A 25,356-nucleotide genomic window follows, 5' to 3' on the forward strand; every position below is an offset into this window, starting at 1 on the left:
TTCTTGTCAGGCGGCTTCAGCCATGGATTGTGCGCTGCGTGCGCCCTGTGCCCGGGCCCGCTCGAGGCCCGAAACGATCGCCTTGAGCGAAGCCGAGATGATGTTCGCGTCCATGCCGACGCCGAACAGGGTCTGCGCCTCGTCGACCCGCAGTTCGAGATAGGCCACCGCCTGCGCATCGGCCCCGGCACCGATCGCATGCTGGTGATAGTCGATCACGCGGATCGAGTGCCCGGTGGCGCCGGCCAAAGCATGGATGAAGGCATCGATGGGCCCGTTGCCGCGGCCTTCGATCTTTCGAGTTTCACCCTCCCACGGCAGGTCGGCGCGCAGCACCACGGACGCGTCGGCACCCTCGCCATGCTCTTCGAGCACGCGGTGCTGCGGGCCCGTCTCGCCCTGGATGCGGTACTCGCGCTCGAACAGCTGCCAGAGGTCGGCCGCCGTGAGCTCCTTTCCCGCAACGTCCATCACGCGCTGCACGGCCTGGCTGAACTCCATCTGCAGGCGACGCGGCAGTTCAAGCCCGTACTCGCTTTCGAGCAGGTAGGCGATGCCGCCCTTGCCCGACTGGCTGTTGACGCGGATCACGGCCTCGTAGCTGCGGCCCACGTCCTTGGGATCGATCGGCAGGTAAGGCATGTCCCAGATGTCGCCGTCCTTGCGCGCGGCGAAGGCCTTCTTGATCGCGTCCTGGTGCGAACCGGAAAAGGAGGTGTAGACCAGATCGCCCACGTACGGATGGCGCGGATGCACCGGCAATTGATTGCAATGCTCGACGGCCGTCCGGATCTCGTCGATGTTCGAGAAGTCGAGTCCGGGCGATACGCCTTGCGTGTAGAGGTTGAGCGCCACGTTCACCAGGTCGAGATTGCCGGTGCGCTCGCCGTTGCCGAACAGGCAGCCTTCGATCCGGTCTGCTCCCGCCATCAGCGCGAACTCGCCGGCCGCTGTGCCCGTGCCGCGGTCGTTGTGCGGATGCACCGACAGCACGATCGCATCGCGGCGTGCGAGGTGGCGGTGCATCCATTCGATCATGTCCGCGAAGATGTTCGGCGTCGAATGCTCGACCGTCGAAGGCAGGTTGACGATGCACTTGCGCTCGGGCGTCGGCGCCCAGACCTCGATGACCGCATCCACCACCCGCTTGGAGAAAGCGAGGTCGGTGCCGGAGAACATTTCCGGCGAGTACTGGAAGGTCCAGTCGGTCGCCGGCTGCTTGGCGGCGAGCTCGTTGAACATGCGCGCATGCGTGGTCGCCAGCTCGACGATCTGGTCTTCGTCCATGCCGAGCACCACGCGGCGCATGACCGGCGCCACGGCGTTGTAGAGGTGCACGATCGCGCGCGGTGCGCCTTGCAGCGATTCGAAGGTGCGCTCGATCAGGTGGTCGCGCGCCTGCGTGAGCACCTGGATCGTCACATCGTCGGGAATGCGGTCTTCCTCGATCAGCTTGCGCACGAAATCGAACTCGACCTGCGAGGCCGAAGGAAAGCCGACCTCGATCTCCTTGAACCCGATCGCCACCAGCATCTCGAACATGCGCATCTTGCGAGCGATGTCCATCGGCTCCACCAGCGCCTGGTTACCGTCGCGCAGGTCGGTCGACAGCCAGATCGGAGCCTGGGTCAGCACGGCATCGGGCCAGGTGCGGTCCTTGAGGCCGATGGGTGCAAAGGCGCGGTACTTGCGGTCGGGTTGCTTCAACATCTGGTATTTCTCGCTTGGTTGGAGGATCAACCAGCAACCCCAAAACAAACGGCCCGTTGCTGGTGCGAACGGGCCGTGGTCAGGGATTTGCGCGTGCGCTACCGACTCCGCCCGTAGGGGATCAGTAGTAGGGCCAGCGAAATCTTGTTCATGGGAGCGGGGAATGTAGCACAGCCCGAATCACTTGTGCAGGCCGCGCTCGTCGGGCTCGTCGGTCGAGGTGCTGATCACGCTCACATGCTGGCCCTTGGCTTTGCGCCAGCCATAGACCGCGTAGCCACTCAATCCGTAGGCCACGAAGATGCCGAACAGCACCGTCGGCGGATGGATATTGACGACTGCGATGGCGAGCGCGATCAGCACGATCACGGCAAATGGCACGCTCTTCTTCACCTGGATATCCTTGAAGCTGTAGAACGGCGCGTTGGTCACCATCGACAGGCCCGCATAGAGCGTGAAGCCGAAGGTGATCCAGGTGATCTGATGCCAGGAGAGATACAGCACCTCGCCGCCGCGCTTGCCCCAGTCGGTCATGAGCCAGATGAAGCCGGCCACCAAGGCCGCCGCCGCCGGCGAGGGCAAGCCCTGGAACCAGCGCTTGTCGACCACGCCGGTGTTGACGTTGAAACGCGCCAAGCGCAAGGCCGCGCAGGCGCAGTAGACGAATGCCGCGATCCAGCCCCAGCGGCCGAGGCCCTTGAGTGACCATTCGTAGGCGATCAAGGCCGGCGCGGCGCCGAAGGACACCATGTCGGACAGCGAATCCATCTGTTCGCCGAAGGCGCTCTGGGTGTTGGTCATGCGCGCGACGCGGCCGTCGAGGCTGTCGAGGATCATGGCGGCGAACACACCGAGCGCCGCGAGATCGAAGCGCGCATTCATGGCCATCACCACCGAATAGAAGCCGCCGAAAAGCGCCGCCAGCGTGAACAGGTTCGGCAGGATGTAGATGCCCTTGCGGCGCTTGCGCGGCGCAACTTCGTCGGGGAGCGTGTCGTCATGCATGGATCGGTGGCAGTGTAGTTCAGCAGCTCGCGCGGCATCAAAGAAAAAGGGCCACCGCGCGGGTGGCCCTTGTCGAGGCGAAAGCCGGATCAGTTGCGGGTCTGGTCGACCAGCTTGTTCTTCTTGATCCAGGGCATCATCGCGCGCAGCTTCTCGCCGACCACCTCGATTTGATGCTCGGAATTCAGGCGACGGCGGCTGATCAGCGTGGGCGCACCGCCCGCGTTCTCCAGCACGAAGCTCTTGGCGTATTCGCCGGTCTGGATGTCCTTCAAGACCTGCTTCATGACCTTCTTGGTTTCGTCGGTCACGATGCGCGGACCCGTCACGTACTCGCCGTACTCGGCGTTGTTCGAGATCGAGTAGTTCATGTTGGCGATGCCGCCTTCATAGATCAGGTCGACGATCAGCTTCAGCTCGTGCAGGCACTCGAAGTAGGCCATCTCGGGCGCGTAACCGGCTTCCACCAGCGTCTCGAAACCGGCCTTGATCAACTCGACGGTACCGCCGCAGAGCACGGCCTGTTCGCCGAACAGATCGGTCTCGGTCTCTTCGCGGAAGTTGGTTTCGATGATGCCGGCCTTGCCGCCACCGTTGGCAGTGGCGTAGGACAGGGCCAGATCGCGCGCCTTGCCGGTCCTGTCGGCGTGCACCGCGATCAGGTGCGGCACGCCGCCGCCCTGGGTGTAGGTGCTGCGCACGGTGTGGCCGGGGGCCTTGGGGGCGACCATCCAGACGTCGAGGTCGGCACGCGGCTGCACGAAGCCGTAGTGCACGTTGAAGCCGTGCGCGAACACGAGCGAAGCGCCCTGCTTGATGTTCGGAGCGACGTCGTTCTTGTAGACGTTGGCGATCTGCTCGTCGGGCAAGAGGATCATGACCACGTCGGCCGACTTCACGGCGTCCGCCACTTCGGCGACCTTGAGGCCGGCCTTCTCGACCTTGGGCCAGGAAGCGCCGCCCTTGCGCAGGCCGACGACGACCTTCACGCCGCTGTCGTTGAGGTTCTGCGCGTGCGCATGACCCTGGCTGCCGTAGCCGATGATCGCGACCGTCTTGCCCTTGATGAGGCTCAGATCGGCGTCCTTGTCGTAATAGACCTTCATGATGGTTGCTCCTTCGTAGATTCGGTGGATGTGAAACGGGCTTTGTGTCAGACGCGCAGGACGCGTTCACCGCGGCCGATGCCGCTGGCGCCGGTGCGAACGGTTTCGAGAATGGCGCCGCGGTCGATGGCCTCGAGAAAGGCGTCGTTCTTGCCGTGGTCGCCGGTGAGCTCGATGGTGTAGCTCTTGTCGGTTACGTCGATGATGCGGCCGCGGAAGATTTCCGCCATGCGCATCATCTCTTCGCGCTCCTTGCCGACCGCGCGCACCTTCACCATCATGAGCTCGCGCTCGGTGTAGGCGCCTTCGGTCAGGTCGACGACCTTGACGACTTCGATCAGGCGGTTCAGGTGCTTGGTGATCTGCTCGATCACGTCGTCGGAACCGGCCGTGACGATGGTCATGCGCGACAGGCTCGCGTCTTCAGTGGGCGCGACGGTCAGCGATTCGATGTTGTAGCCACGGGCCGAGAACAGGCCCACGACGCGGGAGAGTGCACCGGGCTCGTTTTCGAGCAGCACGGCAATGATGTGTTTCATGTCAGCAGGACTCCTCTTTTCGCCGCCCTCCCCCGCACACGGTAATGCGCAGGCTCGACGGACAATAGATTGATCCGAAAAAGTTAATGAAGGGGCCGGTCCGCATCGCGGATCGGCTTATCGTCTGTTTACAGGTCTTCCGAACCGAGGAGCATCTCGGTGATGCCCATGCCGGCCTTGACCATCGGGAACACGTTCTCGGTGGGGTCGGTGCGGAAATCCATGAACACGGTGCGGTCCTTGAGCTTGCGCGCCTCGCGCAGCGCGGGCTCCACGTCCTGCGGGCGTTCGATCAGCATGCCGACGTGGCCGTAGGCCTCGGCCAGTTTCACGAAATTGGGCAGCGCATCCATGTAGCTGTGGCTGTAGCGGCCCGAATACTCGATCTCCTGCCATTGCCGCACCATGCCGAGATAGCGGTTGTTGAGCGAGCAGATCTTGATCGGCGTGTTGTACTGCAGGCAGGTCGAGAGTTCCTGGATGCACATCTGCACCGAGCCTTCGCCCGTGATGCAGAACACTTCCGACTCGGGTTTGGCGAGCTTGATGCCCATCGCGTAGGGGATGCCCACGCCCATGGTGCCCAGGCCGCCCGAATTGATCCAGCGCCGCGGCTCGTCGAAGCGGTAGTACTGGGCGGCCCACATCTGGTGCTGGCCGACGTCCGAGGTGATGTACGTGTCGGCGTCCTTGGTCATGTTCCAGAGGGTCTCGACCACGTACTGCGGCTTGATCACGTCCTTGTTGCCGCGGTCGTACTTGAGGCAGTCCTTGCTGCGCCAGCCCTCGATGGTGTCCCACCAACCGGAGAGCGCCGCCGCGTCAGGCTTGGTGTTGCTCTCCTTGATCATCGAGATCAGCTCGCTCAGCACATCCTTCACGTCGCCGACGATCGGGATGTCGACCCGGACGCGCTTCGAGATGCTCGACGGGTCGATGTCGATGTGGATGATCTTGCGTTCGTTCTGAGCGAAGTGCTTCGGATTGCCGATCACGCGGTCGTCGAAGCGCGCACCGACGGCCAGCAGCACGTCGCAGTTCTGCATCGCGTTGTTGGCTTCGATGGTGCCGTGCATGCCCAGCATGCCGAGGAATTTGCGGTCGCTCGCCGGATAGGCGCCGAGCCCCATCAGCGTATTGGTGACCGGGTAGCCGAGCATGTCGACCAGCGTGCGCAGCTCGTTCGTGGCGTTGCCGAGCAGCACGCCGCCGCCGGTGTAGATGTAGGGTCGCTTGGCGTTCAGCAGCAACTGCAGCGCTTTGCGGATCTGGCCGCCATGGCCTTTGCGCACCGGGTTGTAGGAGCGCATCTCGACCTTGTCGGGGTAGCCGTTGTAGCTGACCTTCTTGAAGGACACGTCCTTCGGCACGTCCACCACCACCGGGCCGGGACGGCCGCTGCGCGCGATGTGGAAGGCCTTTTTCATCGTCATGGCCAGATCCTTGGGATCCTTGACGAGGAAGTTGTGCTTGACGATCGGCCGCGTGATGCCCACGGTGTCGCATTCCTGGAATGCGTCGAGCCCGATCGCCGCCGTCGGCACCTGGCCCGAGATGATCACCATCGGGATGCTGTCCATGTAAGCAGTCGCAATACCCGTGACCGCATTGGTCAAGCCGGGCCCCGAGGTCACCAGCGCCACGCCGACGTCGCCAGTCGCGCGTGCGTAGCCGTCGGCGGCGTGGACTGCGGCCTGCTCGTGGCGCACCAGCACGTGCTGGATCGTGTCCTGTTTGTAGAACGCGTCGTAAATGTAGAGAACCGCGCCGCCGGGATAGCCCCAGACGTACTTCACGCCTTCGGCCTGCAGTGCCTTGACCAGCACTTCGGCGCCCATGAGTTCCTGCGTTTGACTGCCGGTGACGGCTGCTGCGGAAGCGAGTTCCGCCTTCGAGATTTCCATGATGAACCTTTGCGTTTTTTCGGGAACGAAAAACCTTGGGTGCTCCTTCGCAAGCTCTTGTGAAGCCGCGTCGAAACTTGAGGCCAAAGCCATGGGCGGACTTGTCGTACCGCCGGACCGTGACCCGTTTGCCTTTTGACTTGCAGCGCGGATTATGACACCGGACTGGCGGTCCCCGCGCGACGCATGGCTGCCACAGGGGCGCAGGCATAATCCGCGGCGACAAAAACCTCACGCGTCCCCGAGACACATCCCCATGCGGCGCCTTCCCGGCGCCAGACTCTCTTTGGCCACTGAACAAGAACTCTCCGATTTCCTGAAAAGCGTCGAACGCCGTGCTTTCAAGCGCTCGGTCTACCACGTGCGGGATGAGGAAGCGGCGCTCGACATCGTGCAGGACAGCATGATGAAGCTGGCCGAGCACTATGGCGAAAAGCCGCCCAACGAGTTGCCGCTCCTGTTCCAGCGCATCCTCTCGAACTGCACCCTGGACTGGTTCCGCCGCCAGAAAACCCGCCGGGCGCTGTTCTCCAACCTGAGCGATTTCGAGGCGGTGGACGACAACGGCGACTTCGACCTGCTCGAACACTTCGTGATGCCGACGGACTCCCGGGAAAGCGAGAGCGCGGAGGACACCACCCGGCGGGCACAGATTTTTCATGCGATCGAGGAACAAATCGCCGCTTTGCCGGGTCGTCAACGTGAGGCCTTCCTGATGCGTTACTGGGAAGAAATGGACGTCGCCGAGACAGCCGCCGCCATGGGTTGTTCCGAAGGCAGCGTCAAGACCCACTGTTCGCGTGCTGTGCACGCCTTGAGCAAGGCGCTCAAGGCCAAGGGAATTTCGCTATGAGTACAACGTTTTCGCACACCCCTGAAGCGGCCGAGGAGGAATTCGGTCGCCGGGTGGCCGGTCGGCTTTCGGCCGGCAATCTCGAACTGCCGCACGAAATCGGTGAACGCCTGCGCGCCGCCCGCATGCAGGCCGTTGGGCGCCGCAAAGTGGTGCGGCAGCTCCGTACGGCACCGGCGGTCGTGGCTAAAGGCGGCACGGCGGCGCTCGGGGCCGGCTGGTGGACGCGCATCGGCTCGGTCGTCCCGCTGATCGCCCTCGTGGCGGGCCTCCTGGTCATCAGCGCGATGCAAGACGACAACCGCGCCAACGAGTTGGCAGAGCTCGATTCGGCCCTGCTGACCGACGATCTGCCACCCGCCGCTTACACGGATCCCGGTTTTGCCCAGTTTCTGAAGTCCGAGGCCCTGTCCGAGCGCTGATCGCCTGCCCCGCATGCCGTATCACCCTCTCTCCTGCGCGAAAGCGCTCCCCCTGCTGCGCCCGATCCCGTCGGGCGCAGTCGCCTGGGTGGGCGCCGCCTTGCTGCTCGCGGCCTCGGGCTTCGCTGCGCTCCCAGTCAAGGCGCAGGTCAAGGAAACACCGCCGGTAGCCTCGATGCCGGCCGCGAAACAAGTCGTCTCCAAGCCGCTGTGGCGCGACCTCACCGCTCGCCAGCAGCGCGCCCTGGAGCCGCTGGCCCCCCACTGGGACGGCCTGACCGAGCCCCACAAGCGCAAATGGCTGGCCTTGTCGCGCAACTACGCCGCGCTGCCACCCGCCGACCAGGAGATTCTGCACAGCCGCATGATCGAATGGGCCGCACTGAGCAACCACCAGCGAACGCAGGCAAGGTTCAATTTCGCCGAGGTCAAGCAGGTTCCGGTCGACGAGCGAAAGGCGAAGTGGGAGGCCTATCAGGCGCTCAGCGAGGAAGAAAAACGCAAGCTGGCCGAGCGCGCCACGCCCCGGCCGGGCGCCGCCGCGACGTTCCGGCCGGTGCCGCCCCAGAAGCTCGCGCCGCTTCCCGCAGTCGCGCCCGACGGCCAGCACACGCCGCGAATCCAGCTGGCGCCGTCCACGCCGTTGCCGGTGCGTCCGCAGCTCGTGGCTCCGGCGCCGCGTCCTGCTCCGGCAGCGGATCCTGCCTTTCCGCCCGTTTCGGCCGAAGCCCAGATCCCGCCTCCTTCCTCGACGCCCTCGACCGAAACATCCGCCTCTGCCGCGCCGCCGGTGCGCGTCACCGAGCAACCTTCCTCCGCGCCCTGACTCAAGGTGTCGATGGCTTCCAGTTCTCCCGAGGGGTCCGGCCCCGGCCGACCGCGTCTCGCCGAAACACCCGCACCGATCGCACCCACCGCCCTGATCGCGCCCAGCCTGTGGCGCCGCATGGCCTGCTGGCTCTACGAGGGCATGCTGCTCTTCGCCGTCGTGTTCGTCGCCGGCTGGCTGTTCAGCACCCTCGGCCAGATGCGCGATGCGATGGATTCGCGCCGGCACCTGCTGCAGGCCTTCCTGTTCGTCGTGTTCGGCGTCTATTTCGTGTGGTTCTGGTCCAAAGGCCAGACGCTGGCCATGAAAACCTGGGGCATCCGCGTGGTGGACCGGCTCGGCCGACCGCTCACGCAGGGCCGCGCGCTGCTGCGCTACCTCTTGAGCTGGGTCTGGTTCCTGCCGCCGCTCGCCGCCATCGCACCCTTCGACCTCGGCGGCGGCGAATCTTCCGTACTGATCTTCGGCTGGGTTATCGTCTGGGCCTTGCTCGCGCGCTTCCACCCCGAGCGCCAGTTCTGGCACGATGCCTGGGCCGGTACCCGCCTGATTCCCTCCAAGCCTCTCAGCCGCAGATGAGCGCCAACATCAACGACCCCGTCAATCCGCAGAAGTCGCGACGCGGCCTGGACCGCATCTGGCATGCCACCCTGATCTCGCTCGACGGCTTCCGCGCCGGCTGGGGCGAAGCCGCGTTCCGCCAGGAAGTCCTGTGCGCCATCGTCATGCTTCCGGCTGCGTTCTGGGTCGGCCACAGCTGGGTCGAGGTGTCGCTGCTTGCCGCGACCGTGATCCTGGTGCTGATCGTCGAGCTGCTCAACACCGGCATCGAAGCCGCCATCAACCGCGTGGGCCCGGAATGGCACTCTTTTTCCAAGAACGCCAAGGACCTGGGCAGCGCCGCGGTGCTGCTGTCGATCGTCCTGTGCTGCGGCGTCTGGGCGGCCGCGTTGTGGCAACGTTTCGCGACCTGAATGCAAGCTGAGCGTCATCCGATCGCGGCATGATCGGGGGATGACTCCTCGTTTCTCGATTTGTGTTTATTGCGGCTCGCGCCCCGGCGAGCGGACCGAGTTCGCGGCCGTGGCCCAGGCGGTCGGCCGCTGGATCGGCGAACGCGGCGGCCAACTGGTCTATGGCGGCGGCCGCACCGGCCTGATGGGCACGGTGGCGGAGGCCACGCGCACGGCGGGCGGCCGGGTGGTGGGCATCATTCCGAAGGCCCTGGTCGACAAGGAGCTCGCCAACCCACTGTGCGACGAGCTGCACGTCGTCGACACCATGCACGAGCGCAAGGCCATGATGGGCGAACGCGCCGACGCCTTCATCGCCCTGCCGGGCGGCATCGGCACGTTCGAGGAACTGTTCGAGATCTGGACTTGGCGCCAGCTCGGCTACCACGACAAGCCGGTCGGCATCCTGAACGTTGCGGGCTATTACGCCGGCCTGCTCGAATTTCTTGCCCACAGCGTGCGCGAGGGCTTCATGGGCGAATGGCAGATGGGGTTGATACGAGCGGGCGGCGAAGCCCCGGCCCTGCTCGAAGCCCTGGTCGAGGAAGCGGGCCGCCATCCGCGTGGCGACAAGCTCGCCGAGATGCTCTGAGCGCCCTAGACGGCGGCTTCGTCCTCTTCGCCGGTGCGGATGCGTACCACGCGCTCCACATTGGTCACGAAGATCTTGCCGTCGCCGATCTTGCCCGTGCGGGCGGCGCTCACGATTGCGTCGACACAACGTTCGACATCGGCCTCGTTGACCACCACTTCGACCTTCATCTTCGGCAGGAAGTCGACCACGTACTCCGCACCACGGTAGAGCTCGGTGTGCCCCTTCTGTCGGCCGAAGCCCTTGACCTCGGTCACGGTGAGCCCGGTGACGCCAACCTCGGCCAGGGCCTCGCGCACGTCGTCGAGCTTGAACGGTTTGACGATGGCGGTGATTTGCTTCATACGGTCTCTCTTCCGGCGGTTTCGTTGAACTTGCTGGTAGGGTAGCGCCAATCCGTAACCCGCAGCGACGATCTCGTCGATGCTCTCGGCGTCCTGCATGTAGCGTGCCAGGATGCCGTCGCATCGGCCGTCTTCGCGAGTTGCCGGCGAGGCCACCCGCTGCGAAATTATGTCATTCGCCTTCGGAAGCCATGGCTTGTCGAACGCATTCCACGCCCGGCGACTGGGACTGATACGCTCGGCGCTCGATGCGCTCAGGTTCTTCCGCCGGCTTTTTCGGCTCCTTCCTTCCCTGGCTCCAGGGCCAAGCCTACCCGCTGCTGGTATTCACCACGCTGATCTGGGGCGCCAACGCGGTGGCCGCCCGGCTCGCGGTGGGCGAGGTGTCGCCCATGATGCTGACCTTCTCGCGCTGGATCGTCTGCTGCATCGCGCTGGGCCTCAGTTCGCGCCGCCAGATCGCGGCCCACTGGCGCAGCCTGCTGCCCTCGTGGCGCTACATCACCCTCATGGGCACGGCGGGTTTCACCGGCTTCAATGCGCTGTTCTACGCCGCCGCCCATCACACGACGGCGATCAACATCGCGATCATCCAAGGCACCATCCCGGTGCTCGTGCTGGTGGGCACGCTGTTCTTCTTCCGTACCCGGATCAGCTGGCTGCAGCTCGCAGGCGTGGTGCTCACCATCGCGGGCATCGCCATGGTGGCTTCGCGCGGCCAACTGGCCTTGCTCGCGGACCTGGCCTTCAACATCGGCGACGTCTGGATGATCATCGCCAGCCTGCTCTATGCCGGCTACGCGCTTGGCCTGCGCCGCCGCCCGCAAGTGCCGGCCATCGTGTTCTTCGCCGCCACGGCGGCAGTGGCCTGTCTCGTCTCGGTGCCGCTGGTCGCGGCAGAAATCGCGATGGGCGACTTCTTCATGCCGACGCCGAAGGGCGTGGCGCTGATCCTCTTCATCGGACTTCTGCCCTCCTTCATTTCGCAGATCAGCTTCATCCACGTAGTCGGCCTGATCGGTCCCGCGCGGGCCGGCGTCTTCCTCAACCTGGTGCCGATCTTCGGGCCGCTGCTGGCCGTCCTCGTGCTGGGCGAAGCGCTGTCGACCTATCACGCGGTGGCGCTGGCCCTGGTGCTCGGCGGCATCTACATTGCCGAAACCCTAGGCACACGCAAGCGTTGACGAGGCTCCTTTGACCAACCCTGTCATCCGCATTCACGGCGCGGCATCCGAGATCGATGCCGCGGCCTGGGACGACTTGCTGGCCACGCAGGCCGCGCCCTCCCCCTTCATGCGCCATGCCTACCTGGACGCCTTGCACCAGAGCGCCAGCGCCTCGGCCCGCAGCGGCTGGACGCCCCGCTTCGTCACGCTGTGGCGCGGACGGCAGCTGGCGGCCGCCTGCCCGCTCTACATCAAAGCGCATTCCTACGGCGAGTACGTGTTCGACTGGGCATGGGCCAATGCCTATGAGCAGCACGGGCTGGCCTACTATCCGAAGGCGGTCGTTGCCGTGCCCTTCACGCCGGTGCCGGGTGCGCGCCTGCTCGCGCGCGACGCCGGCAGCCGCGCCCTGCTGGTGCAGGCGCTCGTGGCTTGGTGCAAGGAAGAGGAGCTCTCGTCGCTGCACCTGTTGTTCGCCGCCGACGAGGACATCGCCGCCTGCGCCGATGCGGGCCTGATGCTCAGGCACACCGTCCAGTTCCACTGGAACAACATAGCCCCCACGCTCGGCACTGGCGTGTCCTCGCTGCCCCCCGAGGGGGCGCGTTCCGCCTTGGAGCGGCCCGGCGGCGAAACCGGCTGGAAGGATTTCGACGCCTTCCTCGCCAGCCTCTCGCACGACAAGCGCAAGAAGATCCGGCAGGAGCGCCGCAAGGTGCACGATGCCGGCGTGAGCTTCCGCTGGTCGCGCGGCGCCGACATCGGCGACGCCGACTGGGACTTCTTCTACCGCTGCTATGCCCGCACCTACCGCGAGCACGGCAACCCGCCCTACCTGAGCCGCGACTTCTTCCACCGCATGGCCACGAAGCTGCCCGAAGCCTGGCTGCTCTTCGTCGCCGAGCGCGGGGGCCAGGCCATCGCCAGCAGCTTGATCGCGCTTTCGGACGATGCCTCGGTCGCCTACGGCCGCTACTGGGGCGCGCTCGAGCGCGTGGATTGCCTGCACTTCGAGGCCTGCTACTACCAGCCGCTCGCCTGGTGCATCGAACACGGCGTGCAGCGCTTCGAAGGCGGCGCGCAGGGCGAGCACAAGATGGCGCGCGCGCTGCTGCCGGTGAAGACCACCAGCGCGCACTGGCTCGCCCATCCGGCCTTCGCCGACGCCGTGGAACGATTTCTCGAGCGCGAGGGCGAGGGCATCGAGAACTACATCGACCATCTCGGCGAACGCAGCCCGTTCCGCCATGCCGAATGAGTGCCGAGAGAACGGCCACTGCTATCTACATCTTCCGCGCTCGGCCCAGTCTGCGCCTGCCGCCGCCGGCGATGGCCGCGACCAGCTGCTGCACGAGCGCCCGCGCGAGCGGCGACAGCGTGCGGCCGTCGAGCGACAGCACCTGCAGGCGACGCTGGTGCATCTGCGGCTCCACGAAGGGCCGTGCAACCAGCGTGCCGTTCTCGATCAGGTGAACGGCCGTGAGATGGCCGGAGAGGACGATATCGGGCGCGCGCACCAACGGCAGCAGCACCGATGAAAAATTGCTGACGAAGGCGGGCTCGTAGCTGAGCCCCTGCACGCTGCAACTGAGGTCGAACAACTGCCGCGCGGTGACGCCCTTGCTGCCCACGGCCAGCGGATGGCGCACCACCTCGGCCACGCTGACGGCGCGCTGGCGCGCCAGCGGATGGTCCGGGGACATCAGCGCGTACACCGGCGCGGGCGCCGAGTGCTCGATGCGGAAACCGCGCTCGGGCGCAACCGCGTACTTGAGTGCGATGTCCGCTTCGCCGCGCCCCAGCAAGGCACTGACTTCGTCAGGCGCACCCACATGGAGCTGCAACTGGCTTTGCGCATGCGACGCACGAAAGCGGCGCATCACCTCGGGCATGAAACCCACCGCGAAGCCCTCGGTGCAAGCCACGCGGACGCGGCCCGCTTCCCGGCCGCCGATGCCGCGCACCTGCTCGACCACCTGCTCGGTGTCGGCCAGCGTCGTTCGCAGATGGGCGGCCAGGCGCTCGCCGGCCTGCGTGAGCGCCATGCCTCGCGCCTTGCGCTCGAACAGCGCGGTCCCCAGCGAATCCTCGAGCTTCGCGATCTGCCGGCTCACGGCGGACGACGCGACATAAAGCCGGGCCGCCGCCTGGCTGACCGACCCGTGCAGCGCCACCTCCATGAAGTAGCGCATCGGGATGCTGAGGATCGAGGGTGTCATTGGCGTGTTCTCGAGCGTTGCCTTGAAGGCAATGGTAGCTTGCCAATTCGGTGGTTCACGCAATGCTGTTCAGGCCTTTTACTTGCATCCTCGCCATCACACGCATCCACGACCATGCAACGCAACGACTGTCTCTCCGCTGCCGCCGCCTACTTCGACGACGGCCGCTTCCTGGCCGACCTGCGGCGACGCATCGCGTTCCGAACCGAGAGCGACACCGGCGCCACGACGCCCGCGCTCGGCGCCTACCTGCGCGAGGAGATGAGCGCACCGCTCACGCGGCTCGGCTTCGCCTGCGAGCTGATCGACAACCCGGCGCCCGGCGGCGGACCCTTCCTGATTGCGCGCCGCATCGAGGGCGCCGAGCTCCCCACCGTGCTGACCTACGGCCATGGCGACGTCGTCAGCGGCCAGGACGCGCAATGGCGCGAAGGCCTCGGGCCGTGGACGCTGACGATCGAGGGCGAGCGCTGGTACGGACGCGGCACGGCCGACAACAAGGGGCAGCACACCATCAACCTCGGCGCGCTCGCACAGGTGCTGCGGGCACGCAACGGCCGGCTGGGCTACAACGTGACGCTGCTGCTCGAGATGGGCGAGGAGGCCGCGTCGCCCGGCCTGCATGAGGTCTGCAGGCAGCAGGCCGACAAGCTGCGCGCCGATCTGCTGATCGCCTGCGACGGGCCGCGCGTGAACGCCCGGCGCCCGACGCTGTTCCTCGGTTCGCGCGGCGCGGTCAACTTCAGCCTGCGGTTGCGCGCCCGGCCGCGCGGCTATCACTCCGGCAACTGGGGCGGCGTGCTCGCCAACCCGGCCACGGTGCTGAGCCATGCGGTGGCGACGCTGGTGGATGCCAAGGGCCGCATCCTGGTCGACGCGCTTCGGCCGCGAAGCATCCCGGACGCGGTACACGAAGCCCTGGCGGCCATCGAGATCGGCGGCGGCGCGGACGACCCCGCGCTGGATGCCGGCTGGGGCGAGCCCGGTCTGAACCCGGCCGAGCGGCTGATGGCCTGGAACACCATCGAGGTGCTCGCGCTCGGCGCGGGCTCGCCGCAGCGGCCGGTCAATGCGATCCCCGGTGAAGCGGTGGCGCATTGCCAGCTGCGCTTCGTGGTGGGCACGCCCTGGCGCGAGCTCGCGTCGATCGTGCGTGCCCATCTCGACGCACATGGATTCGGGCAGGTCGAGGTGCAGGTCACGCTCGAAGGCGCCGCGACCCGTCTGGACCTCGACAACCCCTGGGTCGGCTGGGCCCAGCGCTCCATCGAGGCGAGCACGGGCCAGCGCCCCGACCTTCTGCCGAACCTCGCCGGCTCTTTGCCCAACGATGTCTTCGCCGACCTGCTGGGCCTGCCGACCTTGTGGGTGCCCCACTCCTACCCGGCCTGTGCACAGCATGCGCCCAACGAACACCTGCTTGCGCCACTCGCCCGCGAGGGCCTGCAGATCATGGCTGGCCTGTACTGGGATCTCGGCGATGCCGCCGCGAACACACCCTGGCAGGCTGGATCGATCGCTGCAACTTCCCATCAGAAAGCCGCATGAAGCAACTCGCCCAACTCCTTGCCGCCATCGCCTTCACCGCCGCTGCCGGCCTTGCGCAGGCCGCCGATGCCTGGCCTGCCAAGACCATCAAGCTGGTCGTGCCCTTCCCGCCCGGTGGCGGCACCGACATCGTGGCGCGCGCGCTGGGTCAGAAGCTGGCCGATCGGCTCGGCCAGCCGGTCGTCGTCGACAACAAGCCCGGCGCAGCGACCATCATCGGCGCCGACGCGGTCGCCAAGGCGCAGCCTGACGGCTACACGCTGCTGGTCTCGGGTTCTTCCACCTACAGCGTGAATGCAGCGCTGCGTGCGCGACTGCCCTACGACCCGCTGAAGGACCTGGCGCCGGTGGCGATCATCGCGAAAGCGCCGCTCGTGCTGGTGGTCAATGCGGCCTCGCCCTGGCACAGCGTGGCGGCACTCGCCGCTGCGGCCAAGGCCAAGCCCCAGGGCATCCGCTACGCCACCTTCGGCAGCGGCTCCGGCCCGCATCTGGCCGGCGAAATGTTCGCGATGGCAGCGGGCGTGAAGCTGCAGGACGTGCCTTACAAGGGCAGCAGCCAGAGCGCGATCGCATTGATCGGCGGCGAGATCGAGATGGGCATCGACACCGTGGCCGCCGTCGCGCCGCATGTGCGCTCGGGCAAGCTGCGCGCATTGGCCGTCGTGGGTACGACGCGTTCCAGCATGCTGCCGGACGTGCTCACCATGGCCGAGCTCAAGATGCCCGACGCCACCTTCGACGCCTGGTACGGACTGGCTGCGCCGGCCGGCACCCCAGCACCGGTGATCCAGAGGCTGGCGGCCGAGGTAAGCGCCACGATGGCTGACAAGGCGATTCAGGACCAGCTGCGCGCACAGGGCATGGAGCCCGTGATGATCGGCGCGGCCCCTTTCCGGAGCCTGATGGAATCGGAGATTTCGCGCTATCGCGCGCTGGCGCATCGGGCGGGGATCGCCGCCGAATGAGCGGCGGCCCTGCTCGCTCCTACTTCTTGTAGTTGGCGATGCCGTCCATGATTTCCTTCTTGGCGGCGTCGATGCCTTCCCAGCCCAGCACCTTGACCCACTTGCCGGCTTCCAGGTCCTTGTAGTGCTCGAAGAAGTGCGTGATGGCCTTCAGGCGCATCGGGTTCACGTCTTCGACCTTCTTCCAGTGGCTGTAGATCGGCAGCACCTTGTCGGTGGGCACGGCAAGCACCTTGCCGTCGACGCCGGCCTCGTCCTCCATCATCAGGATGCCGATCGGGCGGCACGGCACCACCACGCCGGGCACCAGCGCCCAGGGGGTGATGACCAGCACGTCGACCGGATCGCCGTCGCCCGAGAGCGTCTGCGGCACGTAGCCGTAGTTGGTCGGGTAGTGCATCGCGGTCGTCATGAAGCGGTCGACGAAGATCGCGCCGGATTCCTTGTCGACTTCGTACTTGATCGGGTCGGCGTTCATCGGGATTTCGATGACGACGTTGAAGGCTTCGGGGGCGTCTTTGCCGGGGGAAACTTGGCCGAGGGACATAGGTCTGTCTTGGAGTAGTTGAAAGTGTTCGCGGGATGCGGACAAACCCGAAGTTTACTTTCCGTGTCACGGCCCGGTCGCACGAAACCCGGCATTTGCCTGTAAATTGGCCGCGTTGGCCAATCGGCCCCGGCTTTTTGCAAGGCATCGGGGCTTCGAGGAAGCAACGCGGCGGAAGCACTGACCCGTACGCGTTGCGCGCAGGGCTAAGTGCTTTCGTCTCCACAAGTCACAACGTACGAATGGAGAAGCAAGGCATGATCGGCAACACCCCTCTCGTCCTCGCCATCGTCTGCGGCCTCGTGGCCGTGGGCTATGGTTTCTGGGCGCGCAGCTGGATTCTTTCGAAAGACCCGGGCAACGCCCGAATGCAGGAGATCGCGGCCGCGATCCAGACCGGCGCCGCGGCCTACCTGGCCAAGCAGTACCGCACGATCGCCGTAGTCGGCATCGTGCTCGCGATCCTGATCGGGATCTTCCTCGATGCGACCACCGCGGCCGGCTTCGTGGTCGGCGCGCTGCTCTCGGGCGCCTGCGGCTTCATCGGCATGAACGTCTCGGTGCGCGCCAACGTGCGCACCGCGCAGGCCGCGACCCAGGGCATCGGCCCGGCGCTCGACGTCGCCTTCCGCGGCGGCGCCATCACCGGCATGCTGGTGGTGGGGCTGGGCCTGCTGGGCGTCACGATCTTCTACTGGTTCCTCGTGGGCAACGGCAACCTGACGCCGGACAAGAACCTCGCCAACCTGCTCAACCCGCTGATCGGCTTCGCCTTCGGCTCCTCGCTGATCTCGATCTTCGCGCGGCTGGGCGGCGGCATCTTCACCAAGGGCGCCGACGTCGGCGCCGACCTGGTGGGCAAGGTCGAGGCCGGCATTCCGGAGGACGACCCGCGCAACCCGGCGGTGATCGCCGACAACGTGGGCGACAACGTCGGCGACTGCGCCGGCATGGCGGCCGACCTGTTCGAGACCTATGCGGTGACGCTGATCGCGACCATGGTGCTGGGCGCGCTGATGGTGGCGGCGGCGCCGGTCAACGCCGTGCTGTACCCGCTGGCGCTCGGCGGCGTATCGATCATCGCGTCGATCATCGGCTGCTTCTTCGTCAAGGCCTCGCCGGGCATGGTCAACGTGATGCCGGCGCTCTACAAGGGGCTGGCGGTGGCGGGCGGCCTGTCGCTGATCGCGTTCTGGTTCGTGACGCAATGGCTCATCCCCGACAACGCGATCGCGGCCTCGGGCAGCCAGCTCAAGCTCTTCGGCGCCTGCTTCGTCGGCCTGGCACTCACGGCCGCACTGGTGTGGATCACAGAGTTCTATACCGGCACGCAGTACTCGCCGGTACGCCACATCGCACAGGCTTCGACCACCGGGCACGGCACCAACATCATCGCGGGCCTTGGCGTGTCGATGCGCTCCACCGCCTGGCCGGTGATCTGCGTCTGCATCGCGATCATGGCGTCCTATTGGCTCGCGGGCCTCTACGGCATCGCAGTGGCGGCCACGGCCATGCTCAGCATGGCCGGCATCGTGGTCGCGCTCGACGCCTACGGCCCGATCACCGACAACGCCGGCGGCATCGCCGAGATGTCGGAAATGCCGGCCAGCGTGCGCGACATCACCGACCCGCTGGACGCCGTGGGCAACACCACCAAGGCCGTGACCAAGGGCTACGCGATCGGCTCGGCCGGCCTGGCCGCGCTGGTGCTGTTCGCCGACTACACCCACAAGCTCGAGAGCTACGGGCAGGCCATCAGCTTCAACCTGAGCGACCCGATGGTGATCGTGGGCCTCTTCATCGGCGGCCTGATCCCCTATCTCTTCGGCGCCATGGCGATGGAGGCTGTGGGCCGCGCGGCCGGTTCGGTGGTCGAGGAAGTGCGCAGGCAGTTCCGTGAGATCCCCGGCATCATGGAAGGCACCGGCAAGCCCGAGTACGGCCGTGCCGTGAGCATGCTCACTGGAGCGGCCATCAAGGAAATGATGATCCCGAGCCTGCTGCCCGTGGTGGTGCCGATCGTGGTCGGCCTGCTGCTGGGGCCGAAGGCGCTGGGCGGTCTGCTGATGGGCACCATCGTCACCGGCCTGTTCGTCGCCATCTCGATGTGCACCGGCGGCGGCGCCTGGGACAACGCCAAGAAGTACATCGAGGACGGCAACCACGGCGGCAAGGGCTCCGAGGCGCACAAGGCCGCCGTCACCGGCGACACCGTGGGCGACCCCTACAAGGACACGGCCGGGCCGGCGGTGAACCCGCTGATCAAGATCATCAACATCGTGGCGCTCTTGATCGTGCCGCTGGTGGTCAAGTTCCACACCGGCGACGCGGCCGCGATGACAACGCCCGCTGCAGCGCCTGCTCCGATCACCGCGCCTGCGCCGGCGCCCGCAACGGCACCGGCGGCCTCGGGTGACATGGGCGCCTCGATCAAGACCGACAACGGCGTGGTCAAGTTCTATTTCGCCACCGCCAGCGCCGAGGTGCCCGCAGGCTCGAGCGCCGCGCTGGCCGATATCGTCAAGGCGGTTCAAAGCGGCGGCCGCGTGCTCGTGAGCGGCTACCACGACGCCAGCGGTGATGCCGAAAGGAATGCCGAGCTCGCCAAGCAGCGTGCCCTGGCAGTGGGCGCCGCGCTCAGGCTGGCCGGCGTGGCCGACGACAAGGTGGAGCTAGCCAAGCCCGCGCAAACGCAGGCCGACGGGCCGCCGGCCGAAGCGCGGCGGGTTGAAGTGAAGCTTCGGTAAGGGGTACGCGGCGCTCAGTTCAGGCTGATGCTGTGCGTCGGCAGCGCGCCTTGCTCGGTGCGCAGCGGCACGCCCTGGAGCGTGTCGAAGTCGGACGGCGCATCCGGCATGCGCATCTCTTCCAGCTCGTGCAGCGAGGCCACCCAGCGGCCGGCCGCGGAGTTGGCGGGCTCGTCGTTGGTGAAGATGCCGTCGCGGATGTAGAAGGTTTCGCCGGCAGGCCGCTCGGCATGCAATTCGATCAGGCGTGCGATCGGGAAGGTGTAGGTGACCAGTTTTTCCTTGGTCTTGCGGTCCTTGCCGCCGCAATTGAAGAAGCCTTCCGCGGCAATGACGATGCAGGAGCCGTCGACCTGGCTGTCGATGTCGCCGCCGCAGCGCCATACGGCGGTGGGCAGGCGAACGCGCACCTTGTCGATCACGAGATCGCGCTGCTTGTTGAGGGCGTTGAGGGGCGGCACCAGCGAGCGCAGCTGCCGCAGGCGATCGGCGAAGTTGTCGTCCATGCTGAATTCGACGTGGTGCGTGGCGCCACCCGAGCGCTTGACGACCTGCATGATGACGTGGCGGGGCGGCCTGCTCATACGCGCTCCGACCAATAGAAGGCAATGGTTTTAAGCGGGATCATTTGATCGACCATCAATTAGAACTTTGGTATTGAGGCAAATAATTGCATCAATTGTTTCCAACTGTAGATCGAAATTCGCCGCTTTGGTAGCCGATTTAAAGAGGCAAATCGAATTCGTCAACTACGTCGCAACGCTGTCACGATCGATCAACTCGTCGAGCGCCTTGCACGAGGGCGCGCAGACGGTTTGCGACTTGCCCAGCAGCTGCCGGGTCCGCATCTGGGAGCGCACGCGGTGCTTGCCGCACATGAAGCAGGACATGGTCGCGCCACTGAACGAAGCCGAGGCGCGAAACGGGGAGCCCGGCGCCTTGGCCTTGTAGCGCAGGCCGTCTGCCACGACGGCGGTCTTGACATCAGCCTTGGCCATGGGTCGCGTCGGGTTCGGCATGGCGCATGGCGCGCGTGATGGCGTCCTTGGCAGCCAGTTCGGCGGCCAGCGAGGCATCCAGCCCGGAGCGGCACAGGCCGGCATGCTGGTAGTTGAGGTTTTCGTACACCTCGGCGGCGGCCGGATAGGCGTCCAGCAACTGCCCGAGGCCGGTGCCGGGCTCGACCTCGCGGAACTCGTCCACCAGGTGCATCACGACCGACCGGTACTGCTCGGCACCCACCGGCACGGCGCTGTGCTCGAGCCGCTCGAGGAGCTGGGCCAGCACGTGCGTCACCGCCAGATCGGTCTTGGGCGACGGAGTCTTGGTAGCGTTCATGGCTCGCATCTGGGGCACGGACGCCGGATTACAAGGGTGCGGCGGCCCGCGCATCCCGGAACTTCATCAGGAGGCTGTGCAGCATCTCGGTGGACAGGCCGTGGATCACCAGCCGGTGCCCCGCGCGCAGGGTCGACAGCGGCACCAGCGGGTGCTTGTTGTTCACCAGGATCAGGTGCTCGGGCGCATCCAGCACGGTGGCGGCGTAGATGCCGATGGTTTCGTCGAGCTGAAGCGAATTGGCAGCGCGCCAGAAGTCGTTGTCGGTCAGCATGAGCTGATAGAGCGGCGTGAACAGCTCGATCGCGCTTTGCAAGTCGAGAAAATTGAGCCTGCCGTGCGGCATGTCTTCGATTTGCAAGGCGGGCTCGCGGATCATCGAGAAATCGACCTGCTCTGCCTTGCGCAACTGGAGACCCTGCGCGCGCAGCGCCTGGTTGAGCCGGATCACGAAATTGAAGAGGTTCAGGTCGTGCTGCAGGAACATGTCCTCCTTCAGCGCGTCGATGTCGGCCGGCTCCAGCGGCGCGGTAGCGACCGGCACCGGCGAATTGGCGCCGATGAAGGCCAGCACCTGCGAACCCAGGTGGAAGTGCCGCAGGATCAGCCAATTCGCCTCGGGCGAGACGAAGCGTTGGAGGCCCCAGGCCAGCAGGCGGTGCAGCAGCCGCGAATGCGCCCACTTGCGCGGCACGAACACCTTGACCACCTGGAACAGCACGATGGCGGCGCGCGCCAGCGGCCGCAAAAACGGCAGCAGGTACTGGCGCGAGGCCGAACTCGAATCGGCGAGCCAGGCCGCCTTCACCTTGTCGGGCAGCGGCGTGCTCTGGTCGAGGTAGAGGGCGAGCCAGGGGCTCGGGTCGCGCAGATCGTGCTGCTGCGCCAGGAAGTCCGGAGTTGTGCTCATGCTTGCATTCGTTCCGTGACGTGCTCGAACTGCATCAGGTAGAGCGCCGCGGTGTGGCGCGCGGTGTCGACGATCTGGCGCGCGGCCCTGACCTCGCCATCGAGCGCCATCGCCATCTCGACCGCGGCCAGCCAGCGATTGAGGTGATTCTCGTCGTTGTGGCCGTGATACTCGAGGAAGCGGAAGGCCTCGGGCGGCAGCTTCAGCCCGGGCTTGATCAGCGGCAGCAGCGCCGGCACGATGCGCTGCCCGGTGCCTTCGATGATGTAGATCGCGCCCAAAAGCCCGATCGGGTTGCGCGTCGCGGCCAGGCCATGCAGGTAGGCGTTGAGCGCTTCACCGCCCGGGTTGCGCCGCAGGGCATCGATGACTGCGATGCTGCCGCCCGCCTTGCGGTAGTCGTTGAACAGGATCATGAAGTCGTCCTGCTCCTCGCCGGCATGCACGCCGATCAGCGCCGCCAGCGCCTGGTAGGGCTCGGCCAGCGAGGCGGCGCCTTCGCGCATCCACTTGCTGCCCTCGCGCACCTGGGGAATCCAGTTCTCCATCCAGTTCAAGTAGTCGGCGAGCGCGAAGCGGCGCTCGCGGATCTGCCGCACCAGCGGCGTGCGCCAGACGCGCGAACGGTAGTCGTGCCAGATCGCGGCCAGCTCGGTGAGCAGTTCGCCCAGGCCCTCGGGCGCGGCGGCCGGGTCGTGCGGCGGCGCAATGACCTCAGTCGGCGCCTCGGCCGCCGCCTCCGCGCGAACCGGCGCAGGCGCCGCGGCAGCAGCGGCGCCGGCCTCTTCGACCTCGAACAGCATGTACGCCGCCATGAAGCGCCCCGACTCGGGCACGTAGCAGAAGATCTGCTCGCCGGGTTTCAGGGTCTTGGTCTGCAGGAATTCGGCCAGCATGATCATGATCGAGGCCGCGCCGGTGTTGCCGCGCCAGGCCAGATTGCTGTACCAGCGCTCGCGCGGAATGGCGAGGCCGGCCTTGTGCATCAGGCCGTCGACCACGGGAATGAACTTCTCCGACGAGTAGTGGCACAGGAAATGGTCGACCCGCGCCGGGTCGAGCCAGCCCTCGCGCACCAGCCCTGCGTATTCGTGGATGCCGATGTCGAACAGGTGCGGCAGAAGCCGGATGTCCTGCCTGAGCGACAAGGCGCCCGCGGCCTCGGCCTCGCCCCAGGAGCCGAAGTCCAGGTGCCCGCGCGAGCGATCCTCGGTCAAGCCCAGCTGCATGCACACGGGGTAGTCGCCCGAGAAAGCGCGCTGGTGGATCCACTTGAGGCGCAGGCGCACGCCCGGCGCGCCGGCCAGCGCTGGCGCACCATCGGACAGCAGCAACGCACCGGCACCATCGGACAGCATCCAGCGCAGGAAGTGCGAGTCGAAATCGGTGTCGTATCCGCGCGCCGCGAAGCGCGAGCGCTTGAACAGGCGCGAAGGCATCTCGCTCGCCACCGCCAGCGCCGAGCGATGCGCGCCGAGCTCCACGCCCTGCGCCGCCGACTGGATCGCCGACACGCCGGCCGCACAGATGCCGTGCACCGAGAGCGTCTCCATCGGCGGTGCCGCGAGCTCGCCCTGGATCATGTTGGCGAAGCCCGGCATCAGCGCATCGCCGCCCGAGGAGCCGCTGGCCAGCAGCGACACACGCGAGATCTCGGCCGCGCCCTGCTGCAGGCAGTGGCGGATCGCACCCGACGCGAGCTGCGCGTTGGTGTGCACCGTGCGGCCCTCGGCGTCGATCGCGTAGTAGCGCTCGCGGATGCCGTTCTCGGCCAGGATGCGCCGCTTGATGCGCTCCGACATCCGGTTGAGCGGCGCGATGTAGGCATCCATGCGTTCGTTGGACACGGGCGCGCCGGGCATGAAGTAGCCGGCACTTTCGAGATAGACACGCTGGAAGGAAACGGGCATGGATCAGGACTGTGGATTGGAATTCGGAGACATCAGCGAGCGACTGCGAAAGCGCGGCACGAGCGCACCCAGGACGAACACGCGCCCCATGTACACGAGGAGGCCGCGCTCGTTGAGCGCAGGGTCGACGCGCGCACGGTAGTGCTCGCTGTGCAGCCGTGAAAGCGCCGACCAGTGCACCTTCGAGTTCTCGTGATGCGCCGTGTGCAGGCCGATGTTGAACAGGAGCGGATTGATCAGTCCTTCGAAGTTGCGCGCGTAATCGAGCGAAGCACCTTCCGGGCGCGGCCGGCCGTCCGCATGCGCATGCTGAAGGTAGTTGGTGGCCAGCAGCCAGTGCAGGCCATGCAACTGCGGCAGGATGACAAACAGCACTGCCTTCTGCCAATCGAGCGCCAGCAGCGCGGTCCAGCTGCCGAGCCAAAGCACATACTGCGCCATGCAGTAGCGCCACGCGCCCGGCCAGTGGCGCCGCAGCCGGCCCAGCCAGGCCACGAACACCGGGTAGAGCACGGCCACGGCCTGCAGCGGATGCAGGAGGTAGCCCAGCAGGTGATTGGTGTCGCCACCGAAGCGGTAGGTGCGCGCAGCGTCCTTCGGCCCGTGCCGGTGGCGATGGTGATTGGCCACGTGCGCCGGCCAGAACACGAAGGTCGGATGGCCCTGCAGCAGCGTCAGCCAGCAATCGGTGAAGCGGTTCGCCCGGCGGCCGCGCCACAGACGCAGGTGCGCATGGTTGTGATGGATCACGCTGACCCCGAGCGTGAGGAACAGCATCGCGCCATACGGCAGCCAGTGGAAGCCGTGCACCCATTGCCAGGCCGCCAGCGCAGGCAGTGCGGCAAGGTAGGCCAGGCTCTGCCAGTCGCGCCAATGGCGCAGGCGCGGCAGGCGCGCTGGACGATCAGGCCGAGACGCCACGGTTTCTCTCTTGCTCGCGATACGCGCGCAGCTGCGGCTCGGCCGCATCGGCCGCGATGCGCGTGCGGAACAGCCGGTCCATGAAGGTGAACTGGAAGCCGTAGTTGCCGCTGTGGCAGGTGTGGTGCAGATGATGCCGGCGGCTGGCGGCGAACCAGTGGTTGTACGAGACCTTCGGAAAGAAGTCGTAGTTCGAATGCCCGACGTTGTTGAAGAACAGGCTGAACAACGGCACCGAGGTCAGCGCCCAGAAGCTGAAGTCGTGCACCAGCATCGGCGGCAGGATCACGTTGCCCAGCAGCAGCGCCTCGAGCGGATGAAAGCTGTAGGTGGCAAAGGGTGTGGTCACGACCGAGCGATGGTGCGGGCCATGGAAGCGCCGCAGGAGCCGGGTGTGCAGCAGACGGTGGTTGAGCCAGAAATGCACGTCGTTCCAGACCGCCAGCGAGAGGATCTCCAGTGCGATCTGCAGTCCGCTCGGGTTCGCATCGAGCCGCGCCCAGCCCAGTTGCAGGAATCCCCATGGGAACACCATGCCGATGCCGAAGACCAGCACCGACACGGCCGACTGCGCGAGCTCCCGGCGCAGCTGTCCAGGCGACACCGGCCGCGGGTCGAGTTCGCGGCCGATGCCCAGCGCGGGCAATAGCCTGCGCGTCAGCAGCCAGTTGGCGGCGCCGAAGAGCAGGTAGATGCTGCCGAAGAAGGCCACGCCCCACAGCATGACCTGCAGGACGGGCAAGGATTGGAAGGTGGCTGCCACGC

At 66.4% G+C, this 25,356-nt stretch carries 26 protein-coding genes; 11 read left to right on the top strand and 15 right to left on the bottom strand.

The genetic code is table 11. From position 1 onward, the window contains the following. Positions 1–6: 6 nt before the first annotated feature. The 5 genes from leuA to ACSQ89_RS15240 form a co-directional block, all read right to left on the bottom strand. The gene (gene leuA, locus ACSQ89_RS15220) at positions 7–1,710 is read right to left on the bottom strand and encodes a 2-isopropylmalate synthase (protein WP_436290230.1); all 1,704 of its coding nucleotides are present in this window, start codon (positions 1,708–1,710) and stop codon (positions 7–9) included. 180 nt (positions 1,711–1,890) lie between these two features. Continuing rightward, positions 1,891–2,715, bottom strand: a complete 825-nt coding sequence (gene pssA / locus ACSQ89_RS15225; RefSeq protein ID WP_093108827.1) for a CDP-diacylglycerol--serine O-phosphatidyltransferase — start codon at positions 2,713–2,715, stop codon at positions 1,891–1,893. A gap of 89 nt (positions 2,716–2,804) precedes the next feature. Further along, a complete protein-coding gene (gene ilvC, locus ACSQ89_RS15230; RefSeq protein ID WP_093108828.1) occupies positions 2,805–3,821 on the bottom strand; it encodes a ketol-acid reductoisomerase in 1,017 nt (338 codons plus the stop codon). 47 nt (positions 3,822–3,868) lie between these two features. After that, complete coding sequence (gene ilvN, locus ACSQ89_RS15235) at positions 3,869–4,360, bottom strand: acetolactate synthase small subunit (RefSeq protein WP_093108829.1); 492 nt, start codon at positions 4,358–4,360, stop codon at positions 3,869–3,871. Between the two features lie 128 nt (positions 4,361–4,488). Next, a complete protein-coding gene (locus ACSQ89_RS15240; protein WP_093108830.1) occupies positions 4,489–6,264 on the bottom strand; it encodes an acetolactate synthase 3 catalytic subunit in 1,776 nt (591 codons plus the stop codon). A 286-nt stretch (positions 6,265–6,550) separates the two neighbouring features. Between ACSQ89_RS15240 and ACSQ89_RS15245 the strand changes: the two genes are divergently transcribed. The 6 genes from ACSQ89_RS15245 to ACSQ89_RS15270 all read left to right on the top strand — a co-directional run bounded on the left by ACSQ89_RS15245 (position 6,551) and on the right by ACSQ89_RS15270 (position 9,973). Further along, positions 6,551–7,117, top strand: coding sequence for an RNA polymerase sigma factor (locus tag ACSQ89_RS15245; RefSeq protein WP_436290544.1), 567 nt, complete (start codon positions 6,551–6,553; stop codon positions 7,115–7,117). Next, the gene (locus tag ACSQ89_RS15250; protein WP_436290229.1) at positions 7,114–7,539 is read left to right on the top strand and encodes a DUF3619 family protein; all 426 of its coding nucleotides are present in this window, start codon (positions 7,114–7,116) and stop codon (positions 7,537–7,539) included. The genes ACSQ89_RS15245 and ACSQ89_RS15250 overlap by 4 nt, the downstream gene beginning before the upstream one ends. 13 nt (positions 7,540–7,552) lie before the next feature. Continuing rightward, positions 7,553–8,365 carry a DUF3106 domain-containing protein gene (locus tag ACSQ89_RS15255; RefSeq protein ID WP_436290228.1) on the top strand — a complete coding sequence of 271 codons (813 nt, stop codon included), beginning with the start codon at positions 7,553–7,555 and terminating at the stop codon, positions 8,363–8,365. 120 nt (positions 8,366–8,485) lie between these two features. Then, on the top strand, positions 8,486–8,947 hold the full coding sequence (locus ACSQ89_RS15260; RefSeq protein ID WP_244503937.1) for an RDD family protein: 462 nt from the start codon (positions 8,486–8,488) through the stop codon (positions 8,945–8,947). Next, positions 8,944–9,342, top strand: a complete 399-nt coding sequence (locus ACSQ89_RS15265; RefSeq protein WP_093108835.1) for a diacylglycerol kinase — start codon at positions 8,944–8,946, stop codon at positions 9,340–9,342. The genes ACSQ89_RS15260 and ACSQ89_RS15265 overlap by 4 nt, the downstream gene beginning before the upstream one ends. Positions 9,343–9,382: 40 nt before the next feature. Next, on the top strand, positions 9,383–9,973 hold the full coding sequence (locus tag ACSQ89_RS15270) for a TIGR00730 family Rossman fold protein (RefSeq protein WP_093108836.1): 591 nt from the start codon (positions 9,383–9,385) through the stop codon (positions 9,971–9,973). A 5-nt stretch (positions 9,974–9,978) separates the two neighbouring features. Here ACSQ89_RS15270 and ACSQ89_RS15275 read toward each other — a convergent pair whose 3' ends face one another. Continuing rightward, positions 9,979–10,317 carry a P-II family nitrogen regulator gene (locus ACSQ89_RS15275; protein ID WP_126835134.1) on the bottom strand — a complete coding sequence of 113 codons (339 nt, stop codon included), beginning with the start codon at positions 10,315–10,317 and terminating at the stop codon, positions 9,979–9,981. A 248-nt stretch (positions 10,318–10,565) separates the two neighbouring features. Here ACSQ89_RS15275 and ACSQ89_RS15280 point away from each other — a divergent pair, with 248 nt between their 5' ends. Both ACSQ89_RS15280 and ACSQ89_RS15285 read left to right on the top strand, forming a co-directional pair. After that, positions 10,566–11,501, top strand: a complete 936-nt coding sequence (locus ACSQ89_RS15280; protein WP_436290227.1) for a DMT family transporter — start codon at positions 10,566–10,568, stop codon at positions 11,499–11,501. A 10-nt stretch (positions 11,502–11,511) separates the two neighbouring features. Continuing rightward, positions 11,512–12,741, top strand: coding sequence for a GNAT family N-acetyltransferase (locus ACSQ89_RS15285; protein WP_436290226.1), 1,230 nt, complete (start codon positions 11,512–11,514; stop codon positions 12,739–12,741). Between the two features lie 25 nt (positions 12,742–12,766). Here the strand turns inward: ACSQ89_RS15285 and ACSQ89_RS15290 are convergent, their stop codons facing one another. Next, positions 12,767–13,702 carry a LysR family transcriptional regulator gene (locus ACSQ89_RS15290; protein ID WP_436290225.1) on the bottom strand — a complete coding sequence of 312 codons (936 nt, stop codon included), beginning with the start codon at positions 13,700–13,702 and terminating at the stop codon, positions 12,767–12,769. Between the two features lie 114 nt (positions 13,703–13,816). On the opposite strand from ACSQ89_RS15290, the gene ACSQ89_RS15295 reads away from it, so the two are divergent. Then, complete coding sequence (locus ACSQ89_RS15295) at positions 13,817–15,250, top strand: M20 family metallopeptidase (RefSeq protein ID WP_436290224.1); 1,434 nt, start codon at positions 13,817–13,819, stop codon at positions 15,248–15,250. Then, positions 15,247–16,218 carry a Bug family tripartite tricarboxylate transporter substrate binding protein gene (locus ACSQ89_RS15300; RefSeq protein WP_093108842.1) on the top strand — a complete coding sequence of 324 codons (972 nt, stop codon included), beginning with the start codon at positions 15,247–15,249 and terminating at the stop codon, positions 16,216–16,218. The genes ACSQ89_RS15295 and ACSQ89_RS15300 overlap by 4 nt, the downstream gene beginning before the upstream one ends. 19 nt (positions 16,219–16,237) lie before the next feature. Here ACSQ89_RS15300 and ppa read toward each other — a convergent pair whose 3' ends face one another. Continuing rightward, positions 16,238–16,765 carry an inorganic diphosphatase gene (ppa, locus tag ACSQ89_RS15305; protein WP_093108843.1) on the bottom strand — a complete coding sequence of 176 codons (528 nt, stop codon included), beginning with the start codon at positions 16,763–16,765 and terminating at the stop codon, positions 16,238–16,240. A 257-nt stretch (positions 16,766–17,022) separates the two neighbouring features. Between ppa and ACSQ89_RS15310 the strand changes: the two genes are divergently transcribed. Beyond that, on the top strand, positions 17,023–19,512 hold the full coding sequence (locus tag ACSQ89_RS15310; protein ID WP_436290223.1) for a sodium-translocating pyrophosphatase: 2,490 nt from the start codon (positions 17,023–17,025) through the stop codon (positions 19,510–19,512). 14 nt (positions 19,513–19,526) lie between these two features. On the opposite strand, the gene ACSQ89_RS15315 is transcribed toward ACSQ89_RS15310, so the two are convergent. From ACSQ89_RS15315 to ACSQ89_RS15345, 7 genes are all read right to left on the bottom strand, one after another. After that, positions 19,527–20,096: a hypothetical protein gene (locus tag ACSQ89_RS15315; RefSeq protein WP_436290222.1), complete on the bottom strand. Its 570-nt coding sequence runs from the start codon at positions 20,094–20,096 to the stop codon at positions 19,527–19,529. 165 nt (positions 20,097–20,261) lie between these two features. Continuing rightward, entirely contained in the window at positions 20,262–20,510 is a 249-nt protein-coding gene (locus tag ACSQ89_RS15320; protein ID WP_093108846.1) for a hypothetical protein, read from the bottom strand. Then, positions 20,497–20,859: a hypothetical protein gene (locus ACSQ89_RS15325; RefSeq protein WP_436290543.1), complete on the bottom strand. Its 363-nt coding sequence runs from the start codon at positions 20,857–20,859 to the stop codon at positions 20,497–20,499. Before ACSQ89_RS15325 ends, ACSQ89_RS15320 begins: the two co-directional genes overlap by 14 nt. 19 nt (positions 20,860–20,878) lie before the next feature. Then, the gene (locus ACSQ89_RS15330; protein WP_436290221.1) at positions 20,879–21,760 is read right to left on the bottom strand and encodes a DUF6999 family protein; all 882 of its coding nucleotides are present in this window, start codon (positions 21,758–21,760) and stop codon (positions 20,879–20,881) included. Then, positions 21,757–23,670: an iron-containing redox enzyme family protein gene (locus ACSQ89_RS15335; RefSeq protein ID WP_436290220.1), complete on the bottom strand. Its 1,914-nt coding sequence runs from the start codon at positions 23,668–23,670 to the stop codon at positions 21,757–21,759. The genes ACSQ89_RS15330 and ACSQ89_RS15335 overlap by 4 nt, the downstream gene beginning before the upstream one ends. Positions 23,671–23,673: 3 nt before the next feature. Further along, positions 23,674–24,591, bottom strand: a complete 918-nt coding sequence (locus tag ACSQ89_RS15340) for a fatty acid desaturase (RefSeq protein ID WP_436290219.1) — start codon at positions 24,589–24,591, stop codon at positions 23,674–23,676. Beyond that, positions 24,575–25,315, bottom strand: a complete 741-nt coding sequence (locus ACSQ89_RS15345; protein ID WP_436290542.1) for a sterol desaturase family protein — start codon at positions 25,313–25,315, stop codon at positions 24,575–24,577. Before ACSQ89_RS15345 ends, ACSQ89_RS15340 begins: the two co-directional genes overlap by 17 nt. Positions 25,316–25,356 lie beyond the last annotated feature (41 nt).

Origin of the sequence: Variovorax sp. LjRoot175 (assembly GCF_964253805.1) — a bacterium.
Taxonomy (GTDB): domain Bacteria; phylum Pseudomonadota; class Gammaproteobacteria; order Burkholderiales; family Burkholderiaceae_C; genus Variovorax.